This is a genomic window from Caulobacter sp. 10L414, from assembly GCF_056395525.1.
The window spans coordinates 1-24,270 of the sequence record NZ_JBFTJR010000048.1; the positions used below are offsets into that span (position 1 = coordinate 1).

At 69.4% G+C, this 24,270-nt stretch carries 25 protein-coding genes and 3 tRNA genes; 10 read left to right on the top strand and 18 right to left on the bottom strand.

Translation table 11 applies throughout. The annotated features are described in order from the left end of the window. Nucleotides 1–49: 49 nt before the first annotated feature. The 6 genes from AC1DCG_RS18105 to AC1DCG_RS18130 all read right to left on the bottom strand — a co-directional run bounded on the left by AC1DCG_RS18105 (nt 50) and on the right by AC1DCG_RS18130 (nt 8,311). On the bottom strand, nt 50–1,807 hold the full coding sequence (locus tag AC1DCG_RS18105; RefSeq protein WP_477041594.1) for a class I adenylate-forming enzyme family protein: 1,758 nt from the start codon (nt 1,805–1,807) through the stop codon (nt 50–52). Nucleotides 1,808–2,052: 245 nt separating this feature from the next. Next, nucleotides 2,053–4,776, bottom strand: a complete 2,724-nt coding sequence (locus tag AC1DCG_RS18110) for a valine--tRNA ligase (protein ID WP_477036864.1) — start codon at nt 4,774–4,776, stop codon at nt 2,053–2,055. 149 nt (nt 4,777–4,925) lie between these two features. Continuing rightward, entirely contained in the window at nt 4,926–5,468 is a 543-nt protein-coding gene (popZ, locus tag AC1DCG_RS18115) for a pole-organizing protein PopZ (RefSeq protein ID WP_116489658.1), read from the bottom strand. A gap of 136 nt (nt 5,469–5,604) precedes the next feature. Beyond that, entirely contained in the window at nt 5,605–7,074 is a 1,470-nt protein-coding gene (locus tag AC1DCG_RS18120; RefSeq protein WP_477041595.1) for a TolC family outer membrane protein, read from the bottom strand. Nucleotides 7,075–7,310: 236 nt separating this feature from the next. After that, complete coding sequence (locus AC1DCG_RS18125) at nt 7,311–7,883, bottom strand: protein-L-isoaspartate O-methyltransferase family protein (protein ID WP_477028603.1); 573 nt, start codon at nt 7,881–7,883, stop codon at nt 7,311–7,313. A gap of 98 nt (nt 7,884–7,981) precedes the next feature. Continuing rightward, complete coding sequence (locus AC1DCG_RS18130) at nt 7,982–8,311, bottom strand: hypothetical protein (protein WP_477028602.1); 330 nt, start codon at nt 8,309–8,311, stop codon at nt 7,982–7,984. A 175-nt stretch (nt 8,312–8,486) separates the two neighbouring features. Here AC1DCG_RS18130 and AC1DCG_RS18135 point away from each other — a divergent pair, with 175 nt between their 5' ends. Further along, the gene (locus AC1DCG_RS18135) at nt 8,487–8,918 is read left to right on the top strand and encodes a helix-turn-helix domain-containing protein (RefSeq protein WP_165255369.1); all 432 of its coding nucleotides are present in this window, start codon (nt 8,487–8,489) and stop codon (nt 8,916–8,918) included. Here AC1DCG_RS18135 and AC1DCG_RS18140 read toward each other — a convergent pair. The 3 genes from AC1DCG_RS18140 to AC1DCG_RS18150 form a co-directional block, all read right to left on the bottom strand. Then, on the bottom strand, nt 8,827–9,375 hold the full coding sequence (locus tag AC1DCG_RS18140) for a hypothetical protein (RefSeq protein WP_477028601.1): 549 nt from the start codon (nt 9,373–9,375) through the stop codon (nt 8,827–8,829). The two genes, AC1DCG_RS18135 and AC1DCG_RS18140, sit on opposite strands and share 92 nt — an antisense overlap. A gap of 143 nt (nt 9,376–9,518) precedes the next feature. Continuing rightward, nucleotides 9,519–9,593, bottom strand: a tRNA-Asn gene (locus AC1DCG_RS18145). A 143-nt stretch (nt 9,594–9,736) separates the two neighbouring features. Next, nucleotides 9,737–9,811, bottom strand: a tRNA-Asn gene (locus tag AC1DCG_RS18150). Between the two features lie 298 nt (nt 9,812–10,109). Here AC1DCG_RS18150 and AC1DCG_RS18155 point away from each other — a divergent pair. After that, the gene (locus AC1DCG_RS18155) at nt 10,110–10,520 is read left to right on the top strand and encodes a hypothetical protein (protein WP_240903284.1); all 411 of its coding nucleotides are present in this window, start codon (nt 10,110–10,112) and stop codon (nt 10,518–10,520) included. 4 nt (nt 10,521–10,524) lie between these two features. Here the strand turns inward: AC1DCG_RS18155 and AC1DCG_RS18160 are convergent, their stop codons facing one another. After that, nucleotides 10,525–11,301: a hypothetical protein gene (locus AC1DCG_RS18160; RefSeq protein WP_477028600.1), complete on the bottom strand. Its 777-nt coding sequence runs from the start codon at nt 11,299–11,301 to the stop codon at nt 10,525–10,527. Between the two features lie 233 nt (nt 11,302–11,534). Here AC1DCG_RS18160 and AC1DCG_RS18165 point away from each other — a divergent pair, with 233 nt between their 5' ends. Next, nucleotides 11,535–12,020, top strand: a complete 486-nt coding sequence (locus tag AC1DCG_RS18165; protein WP_165255363.1) for a hypothetical protein — start codon at nt 11,535–11,537, stop codon at nt 12,018–12,020. A 5-nt stretch (nt 12,021–12,025) separates the two neighbouring features. Here AC1DCG_RS18165 and AC1DCG_RS18170 read toward each other — a convergent pair whose 3' ends face one another. From AC1DCG_RS18170 to tmk, 4 genes are read right to left on the bottom strand one after another with little or no spacing between them, the layout of a single operon-like run. Next, nucleotides 12,026–12,841 (bottom strand): MBL fold metallo-hydrolase, encoded by an 816-nt coding sequence (locus tag AC1DCG_RS18170; RefSeq protein WP_477036866.1) that lies wholly within the window; start codon nt 12,839–12,841, stop codon nt 12,026–12,028. Beyond that, nucleotides 12,838–13,617 (bottom strand): TatD family hydrolase, encoded by a 780-nt coding sequence (locus AC1DCG_RS18175; RefSeq protein WP_477028598.1) that lies wholly within the window; start codon nt 13,615–13,617, stop codon nt 12,838–12,840. Before AC1DCG_RS18175 ends, AC1DCG_RS18170 begins: the two co-directional genes overlap by 4 nt. Before the next feature lie 4 nt (nt 13,618–13,621). After that, nucleotides 13,622–14,629 (bottom strand): DNA polymerase III subunit delta', encoded by a 1,008-nt coding sequence (locus AC1DCG_RS18180; RefSeq protein ID WP_477036867.1) that lies wholly within the window; start codon nt 14,627–14,629, stop codon nt 13,622–13,624. Next, nucleotides 14,626–15,255 (bottom strand): dTMP kinase, encoded by a 630-nt coding sequence (gene tmk, locus AC1DCG_RS18185; protein ID WP_477036868.1) that lies wholly within the window; start codon nt 15,253–15,255, stop codon nt 14,626–14,628. Before tmk ends, AC1DCG_RS18180 begins: the two co-directional genes overlap by 4 nt. Before the next feature lie 89 nt (nt 15,256–15,344). Between tmk and AC1DCG_RS18190 the strand changes: the two genes are divergently transcribed. Continuing rightward, on the top strand, nt 15,345–15,710 hold the full coding sequence (locus tag AC1DCG_RS18190; protein WP_477028595.1) for a hypothetical protein: 366 nt from the start codon (nt 15,345–15,347) through the stop codon (nt 15,708–15,710). On the opposite strand, the gene AC1DCG_RS18195 is transcribed toward AC1DCG_RS18190, so the two are convergent. Next, nucleotides 15,707–16,612 carry a septal ring lytic transglycosylase RlpA family protein gene (locus AC1DCG_RS18195; protein ID WP_477036869.1) on the bottom strand — a complete coding sequence of 302 codons (906 nt, stop codon included), beginning with the start codon at nt 16,610–16,612 and terminating at the stop codon, nt 15,707–15,709. The genes AC1DCG_RS18190 and AC1DCG_RS18195 overlap by 4 nt on opposite strands. Nucleotides 16,613–16,748: 136 nt before the next feature. Here AC1DCG_RS18195 and AC1DCG_RS18200 point away from each other — a divergent pair. Beyond that, nucleotides 16,749–16,838 (top strand) — tRNA-Ser (locus AC1DCG_RS18200). Between the two features lie 101 nt (nt 16,839–16,939). After that, entirely contained in the window at nt 16,940–17,830 is an 891-nt protein-coding gene (locus AC1DCG_RS18205; RefSeq protein ID WP_477028593.1) for a DUF4424 domain-containing protein, read from the top strand. A 42-nt stretch (nt 17,831–17,872) separates the two neighbouring features. Here AC1DCG_RS18205 and AC1DCG_RS18210 read toward each other — a convergent pair whose 3' ends face one another. Then, on the bottom strand, nt 17,873–18,424 hold the full coding sequence (locus tag AC1DCG_RS18210; protein WP_477028592.1) for a cysteine hydrolase family protein: 552 nt from the start codon (nt 18,422–18,424) through the stop codon (nt 17,873–17,875). Between the two features lie 141 nt (nt 18,425–18,565). Here AC1DCG_RS18210 and AC1DCG_RS18215 point away from each other — a divergent pair, with 141 nt between their 5' ends. The 3 genes from AC1DCG_RS18215 to AC1DCG_RS18225 are packed head-to-tail and all read left to right on the top strand — an operon-like array spanning nt 18,566 to nt 20,441. Further along, nucleotides 18,566–19,483: a class I SAM-dependent methyltransferase gene (locus tag AC1DCG_RS18215; protein WP_477028591.1), complete on the top strand. Its 918-nt coding sequence runs from the start codon at nt 18,566–18,568 to the stop codon at nt 19,481–19,483. After that, nucleotides 19,480–20,214, top strand: a complete 735-nt coding sequence (locus AC1DCG_RS18220) for a pseudouridine synthase (protein ID WP_477028590.1) — start codon at nt 19,480–19,482, stop codon at nt 20,212–20,214. Before AC1DCG_RS18215 ends, AC1DCG_RS18220 begins: the two co-directional genes overlap by 4 nt. Next, a complete protein-coding gene (locus AC1DCG_RS18225; RefSeq protein WP_058349802.1) occupies nt 20,211–20,441 on the top strand; it encodes a sulfurtransferase TusA family protein in 231 nt (76 codons plus the stop codon). Before AC1DCG_RS18220 ends, AC1DCG_RS18225 begins: the two co-directional genes overlap by 4 nt. Here the strand turns inward: AC1DCG_RS18225 and AC1DCG_RS18230 are convergent. Both AC1DCG_RS18230 and AC1DCG_RS18235 read right to left on the bottom strand, forming a co-directional pair. Continuing rightward, on the bottom strand, nt 20,413–21,363 hold the full coding sequence (locus AC1DCG_RS18230) for a YihY/virulence factor BrkB family protein (protein ID WP_477036870.1): 951 nt from the start codon (nt 21,361–21,363) through the stop codon (nt 20,413–20,415). The two genes, AC1DCG_RS18225 and AC1DCG_RS18230, sit on opposite strands and share 29 nt — an antisense overlap. Before the next feature lie 219 nt (nt 21,364–21,582). Then, a complete protein-coding gene (locus tag AC1DCG_RS18235; RefSeq protein WP_477036871.1) occupies nt 21,583–22,710 on the bottom strand; it encodes a CaiB/BaiF CoA transferase family protein in 1,128 nt (375 codons plus the stop codon). 180 nt (nt 22,711–22,890) lie between these two features. Here AC1DCG_RS18235 and AC1DCG_RS18240 point away from each other — a divergent pair, with 180 nt between their 5' ends. After that, entirely contained in the window at nt 22,891–24,213 is a 1,323-nt protein-coding gene (locus AC1DCG_RS18240) for a diguanylate cyclase domain-containing protein (protein WP_165255344.1), read from the top strand. Nucleotides 24,214–24,270: the final 57 nt, after the last annotated feature.

Here is a 24,270-nt window from a genome sequence, read left to right on the forward strand (position 1 = left end):
CCACCGGCCTTCGGCCACCTCCCCCACAGGGGGAGGTTCCTGAAGCCCCTCACCCGGTGACGAACACCTTCTTCAGTTCGGTCTTGAGGATCTTGCCGTTGGCGTTCCTGGGCAGGGTCTCGGGCCAGAAGATCACCTTCACCGGCACCTTGAAGGCGGCCAGGCGGTCGGCGACGAAGGCGCGGAGTTCGTCTTCGGTGGCGGTCACGCCGGGTTTCAGGGTGACGACGGCGGCGGGTTCCTCGCCCAGGGTCTTGTGCTCGACGCCCACGAGGGCGGCGTCCATCACCGCCGGGTGGTCGTAGAGAACGTTCTCGACCTCTATGCAGTAGATGTTCTCGCCGCCGCGGATCAGCATGTCCTTGGCCCGGTCGATGATGTAGCAGAAACCCTCTTCGTCCAGACGCGCCAGGTCGCCGGTGCGCACCCAGCCGTCGATGAAGGTCTGGGCCGTGGCCTCGGGCTTATTCCAGTAGCCTTTCACCACCTGCGGCCCCTTGCACCACAACTCGCCCACCGAACCGATCGGCAGCTCCTCGTAAGGGGCTTCCAGGGTCATGATCTTCAGGTCGGTGACCGGCACGGCCGGGCCGCAGCTTTCGGGGCGGTTCTCGTAGTCTTCGGCCGAGTTGGAGGTGGCGGTGGCCGAGGTCTCGGTCATGCCCCAGCCGTTGCCGGGCGAGGATTTCGGCCAGATCTCCTTGATCTTGCGCACCAGCTCGGGGGCCGAGGGCGCGCCGCCATAGGCCACGGCCTCAAGCGAGGACAGGTCGTACTTGTCGCGATTGGGGTGCTCGATGATCTGCCAGGCGATGGTCGGCACGCCGCCCATCTGGGTCAGCTTCTCGTCCTGGATCAGCTGCATGGCCTTTTCGGGATCCCACTTGCGGATCATGGCCATCTTGGCCCCGCCGAACAGCGACGGGTTCATCACCGCGAAACAGCCGGTGGCGTGGAAGAACGGCACCGAGATCAGCGCGCCCTTCTGCGGCAGGCTGGGATCGGGCTGGGGCGGCGCCTCGCCGCGGCGCAGGAAGCTGCGGGCCGAGGCGGCGGCGGCGGCGAAGAKGTTGCTGTTGACCGCCCGGTGTGTGGCCAGGGCGCCCTTGGGCTTACCCGTGGTGCCCGAGGTGTAGAAGATCGTCGCGTCGTCTTCCGGGCCCAGCTCGACGGTCGAGAGCGGGCGCTCCTCCAGCTTGATCCAGTCATTGGGGCAGCCGATCACGCTTTCCAGCCGCGTGACGTACGGATGGGCGATGTCTTCCTTGCTGCGCGAGACATAGACGCGCTTGAGATCGGGGCAGTTGTCGAAGTGCTCGGCCAGCCGCTCGAAACGCTCGACGTCCATCACCGCCACCGAGGCGCCGGAGTCGGTCAGGCCGTACTCYAGCTCGGGCCCGGTCCACCAGGCGTTCAGCGGGGTGATGATCGCTCCGATCGACAGGCCCGCATAGAAGGCCACCGGCCATTCGGGCAGGTTGCGCATGATCAGGGCGACGCGGTCGCCCTTCCTGACGCCCTTGGCCTCCAGCTCGGCGGCGAAGGCGGTCACCGCGCGGTAGAAGGCCTCGAAGCTGACCCGCTCGTCCTCGTGCACGAGGTAGATCTTGTCGCCGTGGGTGCGGCCGACCTGCAGGGTATGGCGCAGCGTGGGCGGGAGGTTCTTCCAGGTCCGCGTCGGCACGCCGCGGATCTCGACCTCCTCCATCTCGGCGGGCGATCCCGGGGCGGTGATCAGGGCGTAGGCCTGTTTCACCGACATGGCGGGCCATGGAACGGGGTTAGGCGCGTGAGCGGCCTGGGTCATACGTTACTCTCCCGGTGTCGATCGCGCTCGTTCAAGCGGCGCGTTTCCGTCGAGTAAGCACGCGGAAGCGACCGATGTAAACGGTCGTTTGGACGATAAGGGAACAATGTTTAGTTGGGAGAGATCCTCCCCCTGAAGGGGGAGGTGTCGCCGTCAGGCGACGGAGGGGGAAGACCCTGCCGTCGCTGACACTTCCCCCTCCGACCGCTTCGCGGCCACCTCCCCCATCAGGGGGAGGATTTTGATCACCCCATCGCCGCCAGACGGCCGAGGGCCGCTTCCAGCTTGGCCTTGGCCGCTTCGGCCTCGGCGAGGCGTTCGCGGTTTTCCTCGACGACCTCGGGCTTGGCGCGGGCCAGGAAGTCGGGGTTGCCGAGCTTCTTGCCGGTCTTTTCGATCTCGCCGACATGGCCGGCGATTTCCTTGGTCAGGCGAGCCTTCTCGGCGGCGACGTCGATGAACTCGGCCACGCCGAGGGCGCCCGTGGCTTCACCCATCACCACCGGCGCCGTGCCGGCGGGCGCGGCCTCGGCGACCGAGACCTGGCCCAGGCGAGCCAGGCTGACCAGCAGGTCGCGCTGGCGCTCCAGACGGCCCAGCGTGCCCTCGCCCGCCCCGACCACGGCCAGGGCCGGCTTGGCCGACGGCGGCACGTTCATTTCGGCGCGCAGCGAGCGGATCTCGCCGACGGTGTCGACCAGCCAGCCGATCTCGGCGGCGGCCTCGGCGTCGATCCAGCTTTCCGGCAGAGCCGGCCACTGGGTGGAGATCAGCATGCTCTGGCGAGCCGGACCGCCCTCCTCGGCCGTCTTGTCCCACAGCTCCTCGGTGATGAACGGCATCACCGGGTGCAGCAGGATCAGGATCTGGTCGAGCACCCAGGCGGTCATGGCGCGGGTCTCGGCCTTGGCGGCCTCGTCCTCGCCGTTCAGCACCGGCTTGGCCAGCTCCAGGTACCAGTCGCAGAAGACGTTCCAGATGAAGCGGTAGAGCGCGCTGGCGCCTTCGTCGAAGGCCGGGGCCTCGAAGGCCTTGGTCACTTCGCCCAGGGTCTTGACGACCTCGCCGCGGATCCACTTGTTCAGCGGCTGGGTCACCGACGCGGGGTCGAAGCCCTCGACGCGGACGCAGCCGTTCATCTGGGCGAAGCGCGTGGCGTTCCACAGCTTGGTGCCGAAGTTGCGGTAGCCCTCGATGCGCTGTTTGCTGAGCTTGATGTCGCGCGCCTGGCCCGACATCGCCGTCAGGGTGAAGCGCACGGCGTCGCAGCCCAGCTCGTCGATCAGGGCCAGCGGGTCGATGACGTTGCCCTTGGACTTGCTCATCTTGGCGCCCTTCTCGTCACGGACGAGGGCGTTGATGAACACCTGCTTGAACGGGACTTCGTCCATGAAGTGGATGCCCATCATCATCATCCGGGCGACCCAGAAGAAGATGATGTCGAAGCCCGTGACCAGGGTGCTGGTCGGGTAGAAGCGCGCCACGTCCGGGGTCTTTTCCGGCCAACCCAGGGTCGAGAACGGCCACAGGGCCGAGCTGAACCAGGTGTCGAGGACGTCTTCGTCCTGGACCAGCTGGACGTCGGCGCCGAACTGAGCGCGGGCGGCGGCGTAGGCGGCTTCTTCGGTCTCCTCGACGAAGATCGAGCCTTCCGGGCCGAACCACGCCGGGATGCGGTGGCCCCACCAGAGCTGGCGCGAGACGCACCAGGGCTCGATGTTGCGCAGCCATTCGAAGTAGGTCTTCTCCCAGTGCTTGGGCTCGAAGACGGTGTCGCCGTTCTCGACGGCCTTCAGGGCCGGCTGGGCCAGGGTGTAGGCGTCGACGTACCACTGGTCGGTCAGGTAGGGCTCGATGACCACGCCCGAACGGTCGCCGTGCGGGACCATGTGGCGGGTCTTCTCGATCTCCTTCAGCCAGCCCTCTTCCTCGGCGCGGGCGACGATGGCCTTGCGCGCGGCGAAGCGGTCCATGCCGACATACTCGGCCGGCACGGCGTCGTTGAGCTTGGCTTCCGGCGTCAGGATGTTGATCGCCGGCAGGCCGGCGCGCTTGCCGACGCCGAAGTCGTTGAAGTCGTGCGCCGGCGTGATCTTCACCGCGCCCGAGCCCTTGGTCGGGTCGGCGTAGTCGTCGGCGACGATCGGGATGCGGCGGCCGACGATCGGCAGGACGACGTCCTTGCCGACCAGGTCCTTGTAGCGCTCGTCGGTCGGATGGACGGCGACGCCCGTGTCGCCCAGCATCGTTTCGGGACGGGTGGTGGCCACGACGATGTAGTCGCGCGTCTCAAATTGGGTCGCCTTGCCCTCGTCGTCGAATTCGACGGGGTGCTGGTAGGTGACGCCGTCGGCCAACGGATAGGCGAAGTGCCAGTAGGCGCCGTCGACCTCCTTCTGCTCGACCTCGAGGTCGGAGATGGCGGTCTGGAACTGCGGGTCCCAGTTGACCAGGCGCTTGTCGCGATACAGCAGGCCCTGCTTGTGCAGCTGGACGAAGACCTTGCGGACGGCGGCCGACAGGCCCTCGTCGAGGGTGAAGCGCTCGCGCGACCAGTCGCAGCTGGCGCCCAGGCGGCGCAGCTGGTTGGTGATCGCCCCGCCGCTCTCGGCCTTCCATTCCCAGACCTTGTCGACGAAGGCCTCGCGGCCCATGTCGCGGCGGCCGATGTTGCCGGCGGCGGCCAGCTGGCGCTCGACGACCATCTGGGTGGCGATGCCCGCGTGGTCGGTGCCCGGCAGCCACAGGGCGGCCTTGCCGCGCATGCGGTGGAAGCGGGTCAGCACGTCCTGCAGCGTGTTGTTCAGGGCATGGCCGATGTGCAGGCTGCCCGTCACGTTCGGCGGCGGGATCACGATGACGAACGGCTCGGCGTTCGGATCCTCGCTCGGCTTGAAGGCCCCGGAGGCCTCCCAGGCTTCGTACAGGCGCGGTTCGACGGCTTTGGGATCGAAGGTCTTTTCAAGCATGGCGGAGGGGATATGCCATCTGCGGCCGCCGGGCGAAACCGGGCGGCGGGATTATCGGGGAATTTGAACGGGAAAAGGCGGCCGCGAACGCGACCGCCTTCTCAAGATCCGGGCGTCGGGGGCCGCCTAGGGGCGACCCGACGCCGATGTCATACGCCGCGGCCGCGCGAGATCCGGTGGACCTCTTCCTCGACCTTGTTCTCGACGATGCGCGGCAGATTCTGGTCCAGCCACTCTTTCAGCAGCGGGCGCAGCAGCTCGCGGACGACGTCTTCCAGCGTGCGGCCGTTGGCCGGCATCAGCAGGGCCGAGCTCAGGCTGCCGAAGGCGCTGGCGGCCAGGCCGGCGGCGTGATCGCCGACCAGGGTCTCGGCCACTTCGTCGCGGTTGAACACCGGCGGCGGGGTGTAGGCGGGCTCCGGAGGCGGCGGCGGCGGCTCATAGGCCGGCTCCGGCTCGGGTTCCGGGGTGTAGAGGTCGAGGTCGCCGAGCGTCTCGACCGGAGCCGGCGGCTCGATCGGATCGGTCAGCTCGAGGACGTCGTCCTCGATCACCGGCTCGGGCTCGGGAACCGGCTCGGGCGCGGGCGGCGGCGCCGCTTCGGCGGCCGGAGCGTCGTCTTCGGAGATGATCCGCCTGATCGAGGCGAGGATCTCCTCCATCGTCGGTTCTTGGGAGCTCTGGTCGGACATGATGGGCTGGGCCGTATTAAGGGGCTACGAATCCTTGCGCGCCTCGCAAGACGCGTGCCGCCGATGGTGCAGACTTGCACGGCTTAAGCAAGCCAAGGATTCGCGCCGCGATGATTCGTCCTGAAGTTGGACTGAATTACTTGCCGTCGGACGAGGTCGCGATCGCCGGCGAGGCGACCTTGTCGAGGGTGCGCACGAGCGGCTCCCACGGCACCGAACCCGAGTTCACGACACGGTCATAGGAGGTCTTCGGGTCGTAGCGCTCGACGCTGGGCGCCAGCTTGGTCAMGTCCAGCGCGCCCATGGCCTGCAGGACGCCGGCGCTGGCCACGTATTCGTCGCGACGAGCGGTGACCAGGGCCAGTTCGGCGGCGCGCAGTTCCTGCTGGGCGTTCAGCACGTCCAGCGTGGTGCGCAGGCCGACCTGCTGCTCCTGGCGCACGCCCTCGAAGGCGATCTTGGTCGCCCTCACCTGCTCCTCGTTGGAGACGAGGTTGGCGCGGGCGGCCAGCAGCGTGCTCCAGGCGGCCGAAACCTGCTGGACGACGGTGCGCTTGGCGCCCTCGACGGCGATGCGGGCGGCGTTCTCGCGTTCCTTGGCGGCGCGGACGTTCGAGGCGTTCAGGCCGCCGGTGAACAGCGGCACCCGGGCGGTGATCGAGCCGCTGATCGCGCGGTCGTACTCGCCGAACTGCTTGTAGTCGCCGTTCACCTCGTTGGCCGAGTAGCCGAGGCTGGCCCCGGCCGAGACGGTGGGCAGGTAGGCCGACTTGGCCTGGGCGACGCGGGCCGAAGCGGCCTGCTCGCTGTAGCGGGCGGACTGGACCGTCGGGTTGTTGGCCTCGGCGGCGTCGAAGGCCTGCTCGACCGAGGCCGGCAGCAGTTCGACCAGCGACGGCTCGGGCGCGAGATCAGTCGGGTTCTGGCCGACGATCTGGGCGTAGTTGGCGCGGGCGACGGCCAGATTGGCCTGCGAGGACGACAGGCTGGCCTTGGCGGCGGCCAGGCGGGCCTGCGACTGGGCCACGTCGGTGCGGGTGATCTCGCCGACCTCGAAGCGGGCGTTCGACTCGTCGAGCTGGCGGGTCAGGACGCTGACATTCTCCTGGGCGATGCGCAGGCTTTCCTGGCCGCGACGCACGTCGACATAGGCGGTGATGACGTTGGCCAGCACGCCCTGCTCGACGCCGCGCAGGTCTTCGCGACCGGCCAGCACGTCGGCTTCGGCGGCCGACAGCCGGGCGCTGGCCTGACCGCCCGTGTAGAGCGGCTGCGACAGCGACAGCGTGGCGCCGCTGGAGGCGGACTTGGTGACGTCGGCGCCGGTGACCACCTGGCCGCCGACCAGCGTCGTGCGGGGGTGCGCCAGATCGGTGCGCGACCCGGAGATCGATCCGTCCAGCCCCACCGTCGGGCGGAAGCCGGTCTTGGCCTGGACCACGCCCTCGTCGGCGGCGCGCTGCACGGCGCGTTGCTGCTGGATGGTGGGATTGGTCTGGTAGGCCAGGGTGACCGCGTCGGTCAGGGTCTCGGCGCTAGCCGCCGAGGCCAGCAAACCCATGCAGCAAGCAGCGGCCAGCAACCCGGCCCGACGGCTCTTCGACATCCCTCATTCCCCAACACACGCGAAGTCCGCGCTTTACACCCAAGCGCTGTAAGGCCCACCGTGGACCATCGCTAGTTAAGCTTTTTTCACGCGGACTTACGCGCTTGTCACCAAGGCCCCCAGACTAGAACCAGCCAAGCTTGGATGAAATACCCAACCCTGGTGAGCAGGCGCCAGTTTGAGGGACCTATGAGAGCGTCCGGGCGGGTTCAGCACCCGGACGTCCCGTCATGAGGTCAGAAAGCGAAGCCAGCCTCGACCGGGAACCCGGCCAGCAGCGACGGCGTCGAATCGAAAGCCGCGCGACGGGCCAGGCCGTCCTCGGCCCGGGCGTAGATCGCGGCGCGACCGACCGGACCCTCGCGCTCGACGACGCCCAGGCGACCGTTCAGCGCCAGGGCGCCCGTCCACGAGGCCGGAGCCTTCGGCACGGCGCCTTCGCAGACGATCACGTCGTATTCGCCGCCCTGCACGGCGGTCAGGTCGTCGCCGTCGAGGCGGGTGACCGAAAGGCCCATGGTCTCAAGCACCACGGCCGCGTAGGGCGCGGCGATGGCCAGGGCCTTCTCGCCCGCGCGCGGCTTGAGGTTCTGCAGCAGCTTGCCGATGTCGCGCGGGCGCATCAGCGTGCGGCCCGGAGCGTATTCGACCTCGGCGTCGGCATAGGCCAGATAGGCCTTGCCGGCGGGCACGAGGTTCTCGCGCGGAACCACCCGCAGGGCGTCCTGCAACGGCAGGTCGGTCACGTCGGCGGTGCGGATCTGGCTTTCCACCATGTTCAGGCGGGCAGCCGCGAAATCGGAGCTCATGGACTTCCTCGGACAGCAGTTCGAGAGGCTTATAGGTCCGGGCCTCGCCGGAAGGCAATCAGGCCCGTGCAACCAATCGCGCCGAGGATTTTCCCGACTCAGGCCGTCTCGCCGAGCAGACGGCGCAACTGATTCACCGCCGGCTTCATCAGCGGGTAGACGGTGGCGGCCGTGGCCAGCGGCGGACCGAGCACCGCGGCGCGCGCGGCGTCGTTCTCGCAAAGCTGCACGGCGATGCGCGCAATCAACGGCAGATCGGGATCCAGCAAGGCCGTGCGCTGGTCGATGAGGCGGGTCAGATAGCGAGGATCGGCGTCGTCCGGATAGGCCTCGATGGCCTCTTCGACGCTTTTCAGAAGCGCCTCGATCCGCTCGGCCACGCCGACGGCGGCCGCCGCTTCTCGCAATTTGGCTTCGATGTCACTCATGCCCCAACGCGCCCCCCGCGTCCGCCTTCCCCTGAATCGGCGGCCCGTATGGCGCAAATCGCGGCGCGGCGCCTCCTCGAAAAGCACACTGCCCCCAAAATGGGGACATGGTGAATTTTCTCACAGAGACGACTCGGCCTCAGCCTGCACCGAGCGGCTTTCTTTGGGAGCAGGCATGAGTACGGATGTTCGGCGCGCGGTCATCCGCCTATCGGCGGGCTATTTCCTGCGTTCGCTGGACGTGGCCAAGGGCCTGCACGCCGACGATCCCGTGCGCGCCATCGTCTTCACGACCATCTGGGTGGCCAATGTGGCCCACATCCGCCCCAACGCCGGCTTCGACGCCAAGGACGAACTGGCCAAGGACGCCCAGCGCCGGCCGGTCACCGTGGTGCAGGTCGCCGACTCGCTGGCCATGCCGGCAGAGACGGTGCGTCGCCACGTGGGCGCGCTGATCGCCGACGGCCTGTGCGTGCGCCACGGCCGCAAGGGCGTGACGATCCCCGCCGAGGTGTTCACCCGCCCAGGGATGCTGGAGGCCCTGGATCGCCAGCACCAGTACACCGAGACCTACTACCGGGAACTGCAGAAGCTGATCGGGTCGTAGGCGCGCCGGCGAGCCCGTGGAAGCGCCAGCCGCCGACGGCGCCCGCCAGGCCGCACACGACAAGCCACGCCCATCCGATCGAAACACCGAACGCGTCGTCGGGCGCGATCGCCGATGAGAACCAGGAGACGCCCAGGCCCGTGACCGCTCCGGCCAGCAAGCCGGCGACGACGTAGGCGCCTCGCCCCCACCCCAGCCGCACGGCCCACAGGTGAAATGGAATCCCGATCAGCAGCACGGCCAGCGTCGCCGGGACGCCGCCGAAGAGCAGGCTGAGCGGCAGCATGACGATCCCGGTCAGCGCCCCCAAGAACAGATCCAGGGCCAGCCGAACAGCGCCGCCGTCGGACACGAGCAGGAGCGCCGTCAGGATCAGGAAACCGCCGCCGCTCCAGCAGGCCGCCAGCACCGCGCCCGACGACGCCTTCAACAGGCCGCGCCACCGCGATTGGCCCACGCTACATCTCCCGAGCAAAGAACATCGGCGATGCGACGAGGCATGGCGCATCGCGCGTGAGCATGGCGCCGCCAGCGCGGCAAGCACAGATGAAATGAGGAGGAAGGGCTCGGCCAATTTCGGCCAAGCCGAAAACTAGAGAGTGGCTCCGCGGGTAGGATTCGAACCTACGACCAGCCGGTTAACAGCCGGCTGCTCTACCACTGAGCTACCGCGGAACAGGTCGCTCTCTGTCGAGGAGGCGGTTGATAGCGGCCGAACTGACTCGGCGCAAGACGCATGAACGTCGCATTCGGATGAAAGCTGATGTTCTTGTGGAGGAATTCTCGCCKGCGACGCTTCGAAAACATCGAAGGAAGAGTGGCTCCGCGGGTAGGATTCGAACCTACGACCAGCCGGTTAACAGCCGGCTGCTCTACCACTGAGCTACCGCGGAACAGGTCGCTCTCTGTCGAGGCGCGGTTGATAGCCGCCCGACTGACTCGGCGCAAGCGCCTTCTGACAAAAAAACAGCCCGGCCAGAAAGYCGGGCTGTGAAAAGTTGAGTGATGGTGGGGCGCCTTCAAAAGAAGACGTCCACAGGCTCGCCAATCATGATTAACCAGATCCTAATTTCAGACAGGACTGCCAAAAGGTCGCAGTCTGTGCATCCCGGCCGGACAGACCGTCGCGGCAATGTGTAACGGCGATACGCCGCTCCCTTCCCGCCAGGCGACTCGGTCGCTAAAGCGTTCATGATGAACACACCCGACGACCAGTGGTCCGTCACGCTGCAGCGTGGCGTGGCCAGCCTCGACTTCAAGGTGACCCGCGACCCGGCGGCGGGATCGACGGTGATGACCGGAGCGGTCGGCGACGTGCGCGGCGCGCGCGCCCTGGTGCAGGCCGCCGCCTTCGCCGCGGTCGAGGCCGATCGGTGGGTGGCCGCCGGCAATGGCGACGTGCCGATTCCCCGCGAACTGGTGCTGACAAGGCGCGACCTGGCCAACGCCAAGGCGGCCGAGCCGCCCGGCAGCGCTGCCTCGCCGTTCACGGCCGGCTATGCGGCCGTCTATCGCCTGGAACTGGCCCGGCTGCTGTGGGCGGCGATCTCCGATGCCCCGGCACGCCGCCTGGAGGAACTGGCGCGCCGCGTCCCGTCCTGAAGCCTCAGAAGCGCCGCCACAGGGCGACGACGCCGCCGCGTTCGCGCAGGGCGTTGCGGCCCGAGGCGGTGCCGACCGCCCCGGCCTGCACAGACCATCCGGCCGGCAGCTCGTAGACGGCGGTGAACTGCAGGTTCCTGTAGCGATAGGCCTCGAAGACCCCCTGCCCGGCCCCCAGCGACGAGACGTCGAACACCTGGGCCAGCAGCATCAATCGGCTGGTCGGACGGCCGCCCAGCGTGACCTCCAGCCGCCGCTCGTCGGGCGCCTCGCCGTCGCGGCGGCGCAGGCCGGCCTGCAGGTCGAGGAAGACGGGCCGGTCGGCCGCCAGCCAGCTTTTTCCGAGCAGCACGCGACTGTCGTACTCGGCCTTGGCGGATCCGCGCTGGGCCGCGCCGGGATCCCCGTCGCCGCCGGGCAGCCGCACCGCGCTCTCGCTCGACAGCACCCAGGTCTCGCCCGCCAGCATGCGGTAGCGCGCGGCCAGCTCCACATGACCAGGCTCGGTGTCGCGGGCGTTGCGCGTACGCAGCCGACGGACAGACGCCTGGGCCCTGATGGTCAGCTTGTCCGACAGACCGTATTCGGCGAAGCCCTGCAGCTCGGTCTTGCGATAGTCGACGATGTCGACCGCCTCGCCCTCCAGATCGAAGCCGTGCGTGCTGTCCTGCCGATGCAGGCTGACGATGAACTCCTTGCCGCCCTTGGGCTGGGTCCAGGCCGCGGCCCGGGCCTGTGCGGCCACCGCCGCCAGGACGGCGCAAGCCGCCCACACGAGCATCGTCGATCGCCCCGCCATGCCACCCCCAACACGACCGCAAGGCGGCGATAGAAGCACATATACTCGCATAAGGTGTATATGATTTTATGCGATTGACTCGCAACAACGAGCGACCTAGACCTTGTTGAGATTAATTCTCAAATACGATGTCGGGTTTCCTCCCCTCACCCACATCGACTGCGTCCGGCGGGGCTCCCCTCCGCCGGACGCCTTTTCCCGCCTGGAGCCCCCTGATGAGCTGCGCCTGCGGATTGGATCTCGATTTCGAAGACACCGGCCCCGAAGGCCTGGCGCGCGGCGAGCGGCTGCTGCTCTGGGGACTGCGCACCTGGGCGGCGCTCCGCCTGCAGGGCCAGCCGGCCGACACCACCATCCGCGCGGCCTTCGCCCGCGCCGCCTCGCCGCGCACGGCCTCGCTGTTCCTGCAGACCATGATGCTGGTCGAGGGCGAGCTCGTGCGGCCGCTGCAGATCCAGTGCCCGCACTGCGCCGGCTACGCCATCGACGAACAGAGGCTGGTGACGGCCTGCGGCCTGGCAGCCGCCGCACCGGGCCTGGCCTCGCGCCTGCTGTCGCCGCTGGTGGCGCGGCCCGACGTGGCCGCCGTGCTGGTTCGCGCGCTCAACCACGCCCTGGCCCTGGACGGCGCGCCCCTGCCCGTGCGCATGGGCGAACCGGTCGACCACGCCCCGCCCGTATCGACGGCGACGCTGCACTAGCAGCGCTAGATCGCGACCTCGAAGCGCATGTTGTCGTAGGCCGGCTCGACGCCCGACGGCAGCCTGGCGGCCAGGGCGTTGTAGTCGAGGTCGATGTGCAGGTTGGTGAGGATCGCGCGCCGGGGCCTGGCCCGCTCGATCCAGGACAGAGCCCGCTCGACATTGGCGTGGGTGGGATGCGGGGCCCAGCGCAGGGCGTCGACGATCAGCACGTCGAGGTCGGCCAGCACCGGCCAGCTCTCCTCGGGGATCTGCAGCACGTCGGGCGCGTAGGCGACGCCGCCGAAGCGGAAGCCGGCCGCGCGGATCTCGCCGTGATCGACGTCGAAGCTGACGACCGGGATCTCGCCGCTGGGCCCTTCGACGCTCCAGGCCTGGCCGTGCGGCGGCAGATGGCGCGCCTCGCAGATGGCCGGATAACCGCCCTTGGTCTCGAAGACGTAGGAAAAGCGGGTCAGCAGGCCCTCATGCGTGGCCGCGTCCATGTAGGTCGGAATGCGGAAGCGGTGATTGAGGAAGAACGGGCGCACGTCGTCGATGCCGTGGGCCTGGTCGGCATGGTCGTGGGTGAAGAGGACCGCGTCGATGCGCCCCGCTCCGGCCCGCGCCGTCTGCAGGCGCAGGTCTGGCGAGGTGTCGACCAGCACGGTGGTGTCGCCGCGCGGATCGCCGCCCGACAGCCGCCGCACCAGCATCGAGCAGCGCGAGCGATGGTTCCTAGGTTCGGCCGGATCGCAGTCGCCCCAATTGCCGTCGGCGCGCGGCACCCCTCCCGAGGAGCCGCTGCCGAGGATGGTGAACTCGAGCCGGCCGCCGGTCATGGACGCGGTATCGCGTCGAACAGGGCGAAGAAGGCGTCTTCCGAGCGCTTTTCAGCGTCGGCGCGGGTCCAGCCGCGGATCTCGGCCAGCTTGTCGACGATGTGCGGCAGGTGGGCCGGCTCGCAGCGGCGGCCGCGCATGGGCACGGGGGCCAGGTACGGGCAGTCGGTCTCGACGATGATGCGCTCGGCCGGCATGTCGCGGATCACCGCGCGCACGTCCTCGGCCTGCTTGAAGGTGGCGATGCCCGAGACCGAGAACCAGGCGCCCAGGGCGGCGGCCCGGCGGGCGAGGTCTGCGCCGCTGGTGTAGCAGTGCATCAGGATCTTGAAGGCGCCCTTGGCGTGCTCCTCCTCCAAGATCTGGCCCATGACGTCGTCGGCCTCACGGGTGTGGACCACCAGCGGCAGGCCCGTCTCGCGGGCGGCGGCGACGTGCTCTCGGAACACGGCGGCCTGAACCTCGCGCGGCGACAGGTCGTAGTGGAAATCCAGCCCCGTCTCGCCGATGCCGACGACCTTGGGCTTGCCGGCCAGTTCGACCAGGTGGGCGGTCGTCAGGTCGGTGTGATCCTTGGCCTCGTGCGGGTGAGCGCCGACCGTGCACCAGATGTCGCTCTCAGCCATGGCGATGGCGTGGACGGCCGGGAAATTGGGGATCTTGTCGCAGATGGTCAGCATCATTTCGATGCCGGCCTCGCGGGCGCGGCCGATGACCGCGTCGCGGTCCTCGGCGAACTGGGGCGCGTGCAGGTTTACGTGGCTGTCGATGAGCATGCGGTCAGATGGAGGCCTTCGCCGCGGCGCGCAAGTCCGCAATCGCCGTCCAGAACACGTCTGCGCGGTCGAGGTTCACCGCCTCGGCCTCGATCGGCCAGCGCACCAGGCGCTCCCAGGCGGCGGCCCAGCGGTCGAGACCCGAGGGCGTGCGATCGCCGGCCATGCCCGTGGCCATAGCGTGGATCTGGTCGGCCAGGCGCTCGAACAGAAGCTCGAAGCGGGCCTGGCCCTCGGCGCCCTTGAAGGTGTCGGCCAGCGCCAGCAGCGCGGCCTCGTCGATCTCGGGCAGCTTGCGCAGGATCTCGCCGGCGGTGTCGTCGGCCTCCAGCGCCTTGGCGGCGGCCAGCTGCAGGGCCTTGCCGGGCGCGCCGTGGGCCATGCGGCCCAGGCGCTCGGCCTGGCGGCGGTCGAGGCCCAGGCTGTGCTCGACCATGTCGGCGGCGCGCTCGACGCCGGGCGCGGGCACGGCCAGGCGCCGGCAGCGCGAGCGGATGGTGGGCAGGAGCTTGCCCGGCGAATGGCTGATCAGCAGGATCAGCCCGCGCGGCGGCGGCTCCTCCAGCGTCTTGAGCACCGCGTTGGCGGCGTTGACGTTGAGGTCGTCGGCGGCGTCGATGATCGCCACCCGATAGGGCGAAGTCGCCGGCGAGTTGGCGAAGAAACCCGGCAGCAGGCGGGCCTCGTCGACGGGGATCGACTTGCGGGCCTTGCCGTCGTCGGTGGCGCGCTCCAGCACCATCAGGTCGGGATGCGAGCGGGCGGCGACCTGGCGGCTGACGAAGTCGGACGGGGCCGAGCCCAGCACGCCGAACGACTTGTCCTCGCGCGCGCCCAGCAGCCGGCGGGCCATGCGGTAGGCCAGCGTGGCCTTGCCCACGCCCTCGGGGCCGGTCAGCAGCCAGGCGTGGTGCAGCCTTCCCCGGCCCAGGGCATCGAGGAACGACAGCTCGGCCTTCTCCTGGCCGTCCAGCGAGAAGACGTCGCGCGGGTGCGGAGGGGCGTCGCTCATGCCAGGTCCAGCCGTTCGCTGACGGCGCCCCAGACGGCTTGCGAGACCTCGTCGATCGAGGCGGTGGCGTCGATCACCGCGCAGCGCTCGGGCTCGCGGCGAGCGATCTCAAGGAAGCCGGCGCGCAGGCGCTCGTGGAAATCCAGGCCCTTGGATTCGAAACGGGCGGCGCCGCCGCGGGCGTTGGCGCGCTCTAGGCCCACGCTGGCGGGCAGGTCGAACACCAGGGTCAGGGCCGGGATCGTGGCGCCCAGCACGTGCTGCTCGAGGCTGGCGATCAGCGTGGCGGGCGCATCGCCGCCGGCGCCCTGATAGGCCCGGGTCGAATCGGCGAAGCGGTCGCAGACGACCACCGCCCCGCGCGCCAGGGCCGGACGGATCACCCGCTCCACGTGGTCGCGGCGGGCGGCGTACATCAGAAGAGTCTCGGTGACCGGCGACCAGCGGTCGGCCGCGCCGTGCACCAGAAGCTCGCGGATCGCCTCGCCGCCAGGGCTGCCGCCCGGCTCGCGGGTGAGCACGACCTCGCGGCCGAGCGCCTCCAGGCGCTGCGCCAGGAGGCGCACCTGGGTCGACTTGCCGGCGCCCTCGCCGCCTTCGAAGCTGATGAACGTTCCGCTGGCCATCGGCCTCAAATCGGCTGGAACGCGAGGCTTGTCCAGACGCCGAGTGGGGAACGGATGGACCCAGGGGCCGTCGGCGCTATGTTTCGGTCATGGCCGCCAATGACGCACGAGCAGGAACCAAAGCGGAAGCCGTCTTCGCCGAGGGGCTTTCGGGCTATGGCCCCGGGAGTTTGATCACGGGCCAGGACCTGCTGGCCCTCTCAGACCTCTGCCTAGCCGCCGACCGCATCGTCCACACGATCGAGGCCTATGCCCTGGCGGACGAATACCAGCAGCTGACGCCGGAGTTCAGCCTGTTCGGCCAGCATCCCGAAGAAGCAGCGCGGCCCTGGCCCGACCGGGCGCGAGATTCCCACGCCCTGGTCACTGCGTTGGTGGCCGAGGCGAACACCAGCGAGCGCCTGATCCAGTACCAGGTCTGGCTCGACTGGGGCGACGAGCCCGACAGCGCCTAGGGCCGCAGCACCGTGGCGTCGTTGAAGCCCAGCGAAGCGACGCGATCGCGGACGCCCCAGGCCAGGCCCTCGTCGTCGCCGGCGCTGACCAGCACGCGATAGAGCGTGCCGCCCGAACGCTCCATCGGCTCGACGGTGACGCGGCCAGCGGATGACAGCCGCTCGGCGGCGCGCTCGGCGTTGTCGCGGTTGGCGAAGCTGCCGGCCTGGACGCGATAGGCGCCCGACGGCGGCGCGGAAACATTGACGATCTCGGGCTCGCGCGGCGGCGGCGCGACCGGAGCCCGATAGGGCGCGGCCGGCGGCGGCGTCGCGGGGATCGAGGCGTAGCGCCGGGGCTGGTCGGCGGCTTTCTTGGGCGCGGGGCCGATATAGCGCACGCGCACCTTGGCCAAACCCTTGCCGCGATAGCCGAGCTCGTCGGCGGCGGCCTTGGACAGATCGATCAGGCGGTCGCCGACGAACGGCCCGCGGTCATTGACCCGCAGGCGCATCTTGCGGCCGTTCTCCAGATTGGTGACCTCGACGATGGACGGCAGCGGCAGCGTCTTGTGGGCCGCGGACGGCAGGTCCATGTCGAAGACCTCGCCGTTGGCGGTGCGGCGGTTGTGGAACTGCTCGCCGTACCAGGACCCGGTCCCGACCACGTCGTAGTTCGGATCGGCCTTCGGATAGTACCAGACGCCCTTGATCTGATACGGCTTCTCGGTGCCGCGCAGGCCCTGGCCGTAACCGGGCGGCGGCGGGCCGTGATATTCGCGGTCGGGCGTGGACTTCGGCAGGCCCTTGGCGATCGGCAGGCGCGGGCTGGGCGTGGCGCAGGCGGCCAGGCCCGCGGCGCCCAGCGCCAGCAGGCCCAGGACCTTCAGCGCCCGGATTTCAGATCTTTGCTCGCGCCGCATACGTCGCCAAAACTCCGGATGGTTCGTCCCCCATCATGGTTTCAGCTTCGTTCAGATGTTTTTAGGCTTGGTTAAGGATGCCTGCGACAGATCGTTCTGGAGCCGAAGCACGAGCGCTGATATAGCCGCCCGCTCCGGACAGGTGGCCGAGTGGTTTAAGGCAGCGGTCTTGAAAACCGCCGTAGGTGGAAGCCTACCGTGGGTTCGAATCCCACCCTGTCCGCCACTTCTTCGTCGTCGTCGCCGTGCTATCCCGGTGACATGACCTTTCGCCCCCTTCTCAGCTCAGTTCTTCTTGCCGGCGCCCTCGCCTGCACGGGCCCGGCCATGGCCAACGACACCTCGGCCGAGCTGGCGGCCGGCGGGCTGGTGCTGACGAAAACCACCGCCGTAGCCATGCGGTCGGAGGACCTCTACATCTCGCCGACCGCCGTGCGGGTCCGCTACGTGTTCGAGAACACCAGCGGCAAGGACGTGACGCTGCGGGTGGCCTTTCCGATGCCCGACATCGGTGGCGACGGCTTCTTCATGGGCGACGTGTCGATTCCCGTGGACGACCCGGCCAACATCCTGGGCTTCTCGACCAAGGTCGACGGCAAGCCGGTGAAGGCGCAGGTCGAGCAGAAGGCGTTCGGCGGCGGCGTCGACCGCACGGCCTGGCTGGTCGCCAACGCGATCCCGCTGGCCGTGCACCAGGAGGCGGCGACCAAGGCCATGCAGGCCCTGCCGCCCGCCAAGCTGAAGGAAGCCCGGGCGCTTGGCCTCTACAACGAGGACCAGGGGCCGATCTGGGTGCTGAAGACCACCTATCACTGGCTGCAGGCCTTCCCGGCCGGCAAGCCGATCGCCGTCGAGCACGCCTACACGCCGTCGGTCGGCGCGACGGTGGCGACCTCGGTGGGCAGCGCCTACGGGGCCGAGACGGAGGCCAAGTACTGCGTCGATCCCGGCACGGTCGCGGCGGTCAGGCGCGCGGGCGGCGAGGACGGGGCCTTCATCGAGAAATGGATCGACTACGTGCTGGTCACCGGCGGCAACTGGAGCGAGCCGATCGGCGACTTCCGGCTGGTGGTCGACAAGGGCTCGCCGAGGAACCTCGTCAGCTTCTGCGCCGATGGCGCGAAGAAGATCGGGCCGACCCAGTTCGAGGTGCGCCGCAAGAACTGGCGGCCGGAGAAGGACCTGCAGATCCTGCTGCTGGAGCGGCGGGAGCCGTAGCAGCAATTGCAGCCCTCTCTCTTAGAGAGAGGGGTTTCCGCTCTACCCCAGCCTCGCCAGGATCTCGTCCGTCCGCGTGACCACCGCGTACTCGCCGTCGAGGTTGGAGAGGCTCATCAGGTGCCATTCGGCCGCGTCGCGGACGGCGCCTTCGAGGTCGGCCTTGTCGAAGGTGAAGCAGGCGTCGGCCGGCACGGCGACGTCGAAGCCCAGGCAGGCTGCGGCGCGAACGGTGGCTTCCACCGAGTTGTTGGTGGCCACGCCGACCACGACCAGGTGACGCACTTCGCGCAGGCGCAGCCAGCGCTCCAGGCCGCTGGCGGCGAAGGCGTCGGGGACGTTCTTTTCCACCCGGTGCTCGGACGGCAGGGGCTCGAACCTGGGCTGGAACTCGCAGTTGGAGGAGCCTGGCCAGAACGAGCCTTCGGGCGAGCGGCTCATGTGGCGCACATGGACGACCGGCAGACCGCGAACGCGCCAGGCGTGCAGCAGGTGGGCGGCGTTGTCCTCGGCTCCCGGATTGTTGCGAGGTCCGGTGTTCTCCGGAAGCATGCCGCGCTGCAGGTCGATGAGGATGAGGGCCGTGGCGTTCATGGCCAAAGCTTGCTTCGACGCCCTGCTCCAAGCAATGCCGCGCGAGCGGCCAAAGCGTGAAACTCTGGCGTCGCGGGMCCGCCCAAGGTAACCAACGCCCCTTTCCCCCCTTCGCGTTCCACGGCCCAAGATCCTCTGCTCATGACCGACACCATCTCCGCCGCCGTCTATGGCTTTCCCCAGCGCGAGGTGATCGAGACGCCGCGCGGCGCCGTGCAGACCGCCCCGACCGTGCCGGGCGCCCAGCCGCTGGAAGGCCTGGCCGACGCCTCGCTGGACGCCTTCGTGGTGCTGGCTCCGGCCGGCGCGGTGGAGCGGCGCTACGTGCTGGCCCAGGCCCTGCGGGCGCTGAAGGCCGGCGGTCGCCTGACCGTGGCCGCACCCAAGGATCGCGGCGGCCTGCGCCTGAAGAAGGAGCTGTCGGCGTTCGGCTGCACGATCGGCGAGGACGCCCGTCGTCACCACCGCATCTGCGTGACCCTGCGCCCCGAGGCGCCGACGGGCCTCTCCGAAGCCCTGGCCGAAGGCGCGCCGCGCCGTATCGACGGCGAGGGCCTGTGGACCCAGCCGGGCGTATTCAGCTGGGACCGGCTCGACACCGGCACCGCCCTGCTGATGCAGGCCCTGCCCGCCTTTTCGGGCGCCGGCGCGGATCTGGGCTGCGGCATCGGGGTGCTGGCCCACCAGGTGCTGGCCTCGCCCAAGGTGACCAAGCTGGCCTTGGTCGACATCGACCGCCGGGCGCTGGACGCGGCCCAGCGCAATGTCGACGACGCGCGGGTCAGCTTCTCGCACGCCGACATCCGCCTTGGCCTGCCGGAACTGTCGAACCTGGACTTCGTGGTCTCCAACCCTCCGTTCCATGAAGGCGGCGGCGAGGACAAGGCGCTGGGCCAGGCCTTCATCCGCGGCGCGGCCGCGCTACTCAAGAAGGGCGGCGTGCTGTGGCTGGTGGCCAACCGTCACCTGCCCTACGAGGCCGTGCTGGCCGACCACTTCGCCCGCGTGAAGCCCGTGGTCGACCAGGAAGGCTTCAAGGTGCTCGAGGCCGTGAAATGACCAAGGCGCTGATGGCGCGGCTGGACCGGCTGCTGGCCAATCTGGGCTATGGCGCGCGACGCGAGGTCCAGGCCCTGGTGGCGGCCGGCAAGGTAACCTTCGACGGCGTGCCGCTGAAGGACGCCGGCAAGCGCATCGCCGTGACCGCCGACCTGCCCCAGCACCTGTTCGTTCGCGGGGTTCCGATCGATCCGCCCGCGCCGCTGGTGCTGCTGATGAACAAGCCCCTGGGCGTGGTGTGCTCGCACCGGGAGGACGGGGCCAAGATCTACGACCTGCTGCCGCGCCGCTGGCAGATCCGGGATCCTGCGCTGTCGAGCGTGGGGCGGCTGGACAAGGACACCTCGGGCCTCCTGCTGATCACCGACGACGGCGACTTCCTGCACCGGGTGATCTCGCCCAAGCGGCACGTGGCCAAGACCTATCTGGCCAGCCTCGACCGCCCGCTGTCGGGCAAGGAGGGCGAGGCCTTCGCCAGCGGGACGCTGATGCTGGAGGGCGAGGAAAAGCCGCTGCTGCCGGCGCAACTGGACGTGGTGGACGACAGGACCGCCCGCCTGACCATCACCGAGGGCCGCTATCACCAGGTGCGCCGGATGTTCGCGGCCATGGGCAACCACGTCACGGCCCTGCACCGCGAGCGGATCGGCGGCATAACGCTGCCGGCCGACCTGGAGCCCGGCAAGCACCGGATCCTTACGGCGCAGGAAGCCGAGCAGGTGTTTTCGTGAGCGACATCGAGGTCGACGCGCGCGGCCATCGCTGCCCGGTGCCGACGCTGCGCCTGCGCCGGGCGCTGGAGCACGCGCCGGCCGGGGCGACGGTGCGCCTGCTGGCCGACGATCCGCTGGCGCGCATCGACGTGCCGCACTTCGCCCGCCAGCTGGGCGCGACGCTGGAGGGCGTCGAGGACCTGCCGTCGGGCGCGATCAGCTTTCGGGTGACGAAGGCGCCTTGAGGGCGATGGCCTTGGGGCCGTCGACCAGGGCCTGGGGCCGCTCGTCGAGCGCGATCTCGACCTCGGTGGCCAGCGCGCCGCCGAAGAACACGGCGTTCACGCTCCACGACAGCCAGATCAGGAAGATGATCACAGCCGAGATCGAGCCGTAGGTCGCGCCCAGATGCGCCACCTTCTCGACGTAGAAGGCGCTGGCCCACGACATGAAGACGCAGAACAGGCCCGCCGCGACGCCGCCGGTCAGCGAGGCGCGCCAGCCGACGGGCTGGCGGGACATGGCGTAGCGGTAGATCAGGGTCATGCCGATGACGAGGCCCAGCGTCGCCCAGGTCCATTCGCTCTGGATCCACGACACGCCTTCCAGCGGTCGCAGGTTCAGGGTGCTGGAGAGCAGCCGGAAGGTCAGGAACACCCCCGACATCAGGAACAGCATGCCGAACGCCGCGATCAGCACGAACAGCGCCATCAGGTTGAAGCCGAAGAAGCCGCGCTGGTCCTCCTCGTCATGGATGAACGACAGCCCCGCCAGCAGCGCCTTGAAGCCGCGATGGGCGGCGTAGACGCCGATGACCAGGATGACGAGGCTCTGCAGCGAGACGGTATAGACCGGCGCGTGGGCCAGGCGCTGCATCTCGCTCTGGAAGATCGGCCGCGCGCCGGTGGGCATCATGAAGGCCAGGGCGTCGGCCTGGCGGGCGGCGGTGTTGGGGTCGAGCAGAAGGCTGTAGAGGCCGATCAGGATGGCCAGGCCCGGAAACACCGCCAGAAGCGCGAAGAACGAGACGCCGCCCACATAGAGCATGACGTCGCGCCCCCACAGCCTGGACAGGGCCAGGCCGAGAACGCGGAGGATTTCCTGAACCCAGTGGATCGGGTCGAGATCGAGGTCTCGCCAGCGAATGGGGGCCTTGGGGGGCTGCATTCGCCGGAAACTGCCTCCCCGCGCCCGGTGAAGCAACCCTTCGACGGCGCCGCTCTCCAAAACGTCAAAGACGCGCCGCCTCAGGGAAAGCGACGCGTCTCCGCAGGTCTTGCCTGAACCGGCCGTCGCATCGAGGGACGGGTTGGCACGGCGGCCGGTCACAGTTCGAAGTTAGGATTCGCCGCCTGAACCGCATCTGAACGCCGTTGTCAGCTTGCGTCAGAGCGCGCCGGCCGCTTCCAGCTCGGCGATCGCCGCCGCGTCGAAGCCCCAGTCGCCCAGGGCCGAGGCGTTGTCGGCCCCGATCTTCGGCGGCGGTCCCTGGATCACGCCCGGCGTGGCCGAGAAACGCGGCGCGGGCGCGGGCTGGATGACCCCGGCGACCTCGACGAAGGTCTCGCGGGCCTTGTTGTGGGCGTGGTCCGGGGCTTCGTCCATCGACAGGACGGGGGCGAAGCAGACGTCGGTGGCGTCCATGATCGCGCACCACTCGTCGCGGGTCTTGGTCGCGATCACCGCGGCCAGCTTCTCGCGCAGGGCCGGCCAGTCGTCGCGACTCATCTGGGCCTGGAAGTGGGGATCGGTGATCCCGGTCTTCTCCAGCAGCAGCAGGTAGAACTGCGGCTCGATCGAGCCGATCGACACCCACTTGCCGTCGGCGCACTGGTAGGTGTCGTAGAAGTGGGCGCCGCCGTCGAGCAGGTTGCCCCGCCGCCCCTCGCGCCACATGCCCATGGCCTTGAAGCCGTAGAACATGGCCATCAAGGAGGCCGCGCCGTCGCTCATGGCGCAGTCGATGACCTGCCCCTGCCCCGTTTCGCGGGCGTGGATCACGCCGGCCAGCAGGCCGAAGGCCAGATAGAGCGCCCCGCCGCCGAAGTCGCCGACCAGGTTCAGCGGCGGGATCGGCTTGTCCTGCGTTCCGATCGCGTCCAGCGCGCCGGTGATGGCGATGTAGTTCATGTCGTGGCCGGCGGCCTTGGCGTAGGGGCCGGTCTGGCCCCAGCCGGTCATGCGGCCGTAGACGAGCTTGGGATTGCGGGCCAGGGCCGCGTCGGGCCCGAGACCCAGGCGCTCCATCACGCCGGGGCGAAAGCCCTCGAACACCGCGTCGGCGGTCTCCATCAGCTTCAGGCAGGTCTCGACGGCGGCGGGCTGCTTGAGGTCCAGCGCCACCGAGCGGCGGCCGCGGGCGGTGACGTCGGCCGGCGACGAGCGGCCCGAGCCCTTGCGATCGATGCGCACGACGTCGGCGCCGAGGTCCGACAGCAGCATGCCGCAGAACGGCCCGGGGCCGATCCCGGCGAACTCCAGCACCTTCAGCCCAGACAGCGGTCCCTGGCCCATCGCGTCCTCCCGTTTCGATCTCGTTGGCGGCAGTAGGACCCGGTTGACGCCCGGTCAGGCAAGCCCGGGAGAAATCGCCTGTCGACAAGGTAAAGACTGCGACCACGCATCCCTTTGCCGCACCCTCGCCTCTGCTATGTTGGCTCGCGAATCAAAGGCCTGCGCCAGCGGAGAACGAATTTGGCGGTGAACGCCCGGATCCTGATCGTGGCGCGTGACGACACGCGGGCCGGTCCCCTGTCCGAAGGGCTGGACCGCCTGGGCTGGCGCACCATCACCGCGCGCGGCCCCTACGCCGCCCTCGCCGCGCTGGGCGACCTGCAGATCGAGGCCGTGATCGTCGACCTGGACGCGGCCGGTCCCGACAGCCAGACGCTCGCTCGCCGCCTCAAGGCGGCCGTGGCCCCTCGCCGCCTGCCGGTGATCGCCATCGGCGAGCCAGGCACGGACGTGGGCCAGAGCGCCTTCGACCTGACCCTGTCGCCGCCGCTGCATCCGTCGCAGGCGGTGCTGCGCCTGGAATCCCTGGTGCGCACGGCGATCGCCGAAGAAGAGTTCGAGCTTCGCCTGACCACCTTCGGCGATCGCGGTCGCCGGCTGGACCTGCCGGAAGCCTCCAGCGCGCCCTATCGCGTGCTGGCCATCGGCGAGCCGGCCCCGCAATTCCTGGCCCTGTCCAACGCCCTGACCCGCGGCGGCGCCGACGTGGTCGGCGCCTTCACCGCCTACACCGCCTTCGACTACCTGCACGAGCGGGCCTTCGACGCGGTGGTGCTGTGGGCCGGCGAGAACCAGCAGGAAGCGCTGTCGATCGCCGCGGGCATGCGGCGCAACACCCGCCTCTTCCACATCCCGGCGCTGCTCTACATGAACGCCGAGAGCTACGTGACCATGTCCGAGGCGTTCCATCGCGGCGTGTCCGACGTGGCCTCGCCGCAGACGCCCGAAGGCGACACCGCCCGCCGGGTCATCGAGCTGGCCCGCAACTATCGTCGCGGCGAAGCCATCCGCGGCGCGCTGGAGAAGGCCCGCAGCTCGGGCCTGATGGACGCGGCCACGGGCCTGTTCACCCGCGATCTGTTCGCCGCCCACCTGGCCCGCCTAGCCGGCGCCGCGCGCGAGCGCGGCCGTCCGCTGTCGATCGGCGTGCTGCGCGTGGCCGACAAGACCGACGTGGTCTGGGCGCGCCAGAACGGCTGGCTGGACCGCGCCATCCCGCAGATCGGCTCGATGGTCGGCCGCCTGGTGCGCGTCGAGGACACCGCCGCCCGCCTGGCTCCGGAGGTCTTCGCCCTGGCCCTGCCGGCCACGAACCTGGCCGCCGCCAAGGCCGCCGCCGAACGCATCGCCGCCGTCATCGGCTGCACCGCCTTCGACGCCGGCGAGGACCGCAGCCCGTTCGTCTGCGAATTCGACATCGGCGTCGCCCAGATCGAGCCGGGCGAAACCGCCATCCACGCGCTGGAGCGCGCCGCTTCACAAGCCCTCCAGAAGGCCATCTAACTTAACCAGACGCGTGACGGGCGCCGAAACCGCAGACACTTTCGGCTGTCACGCTTC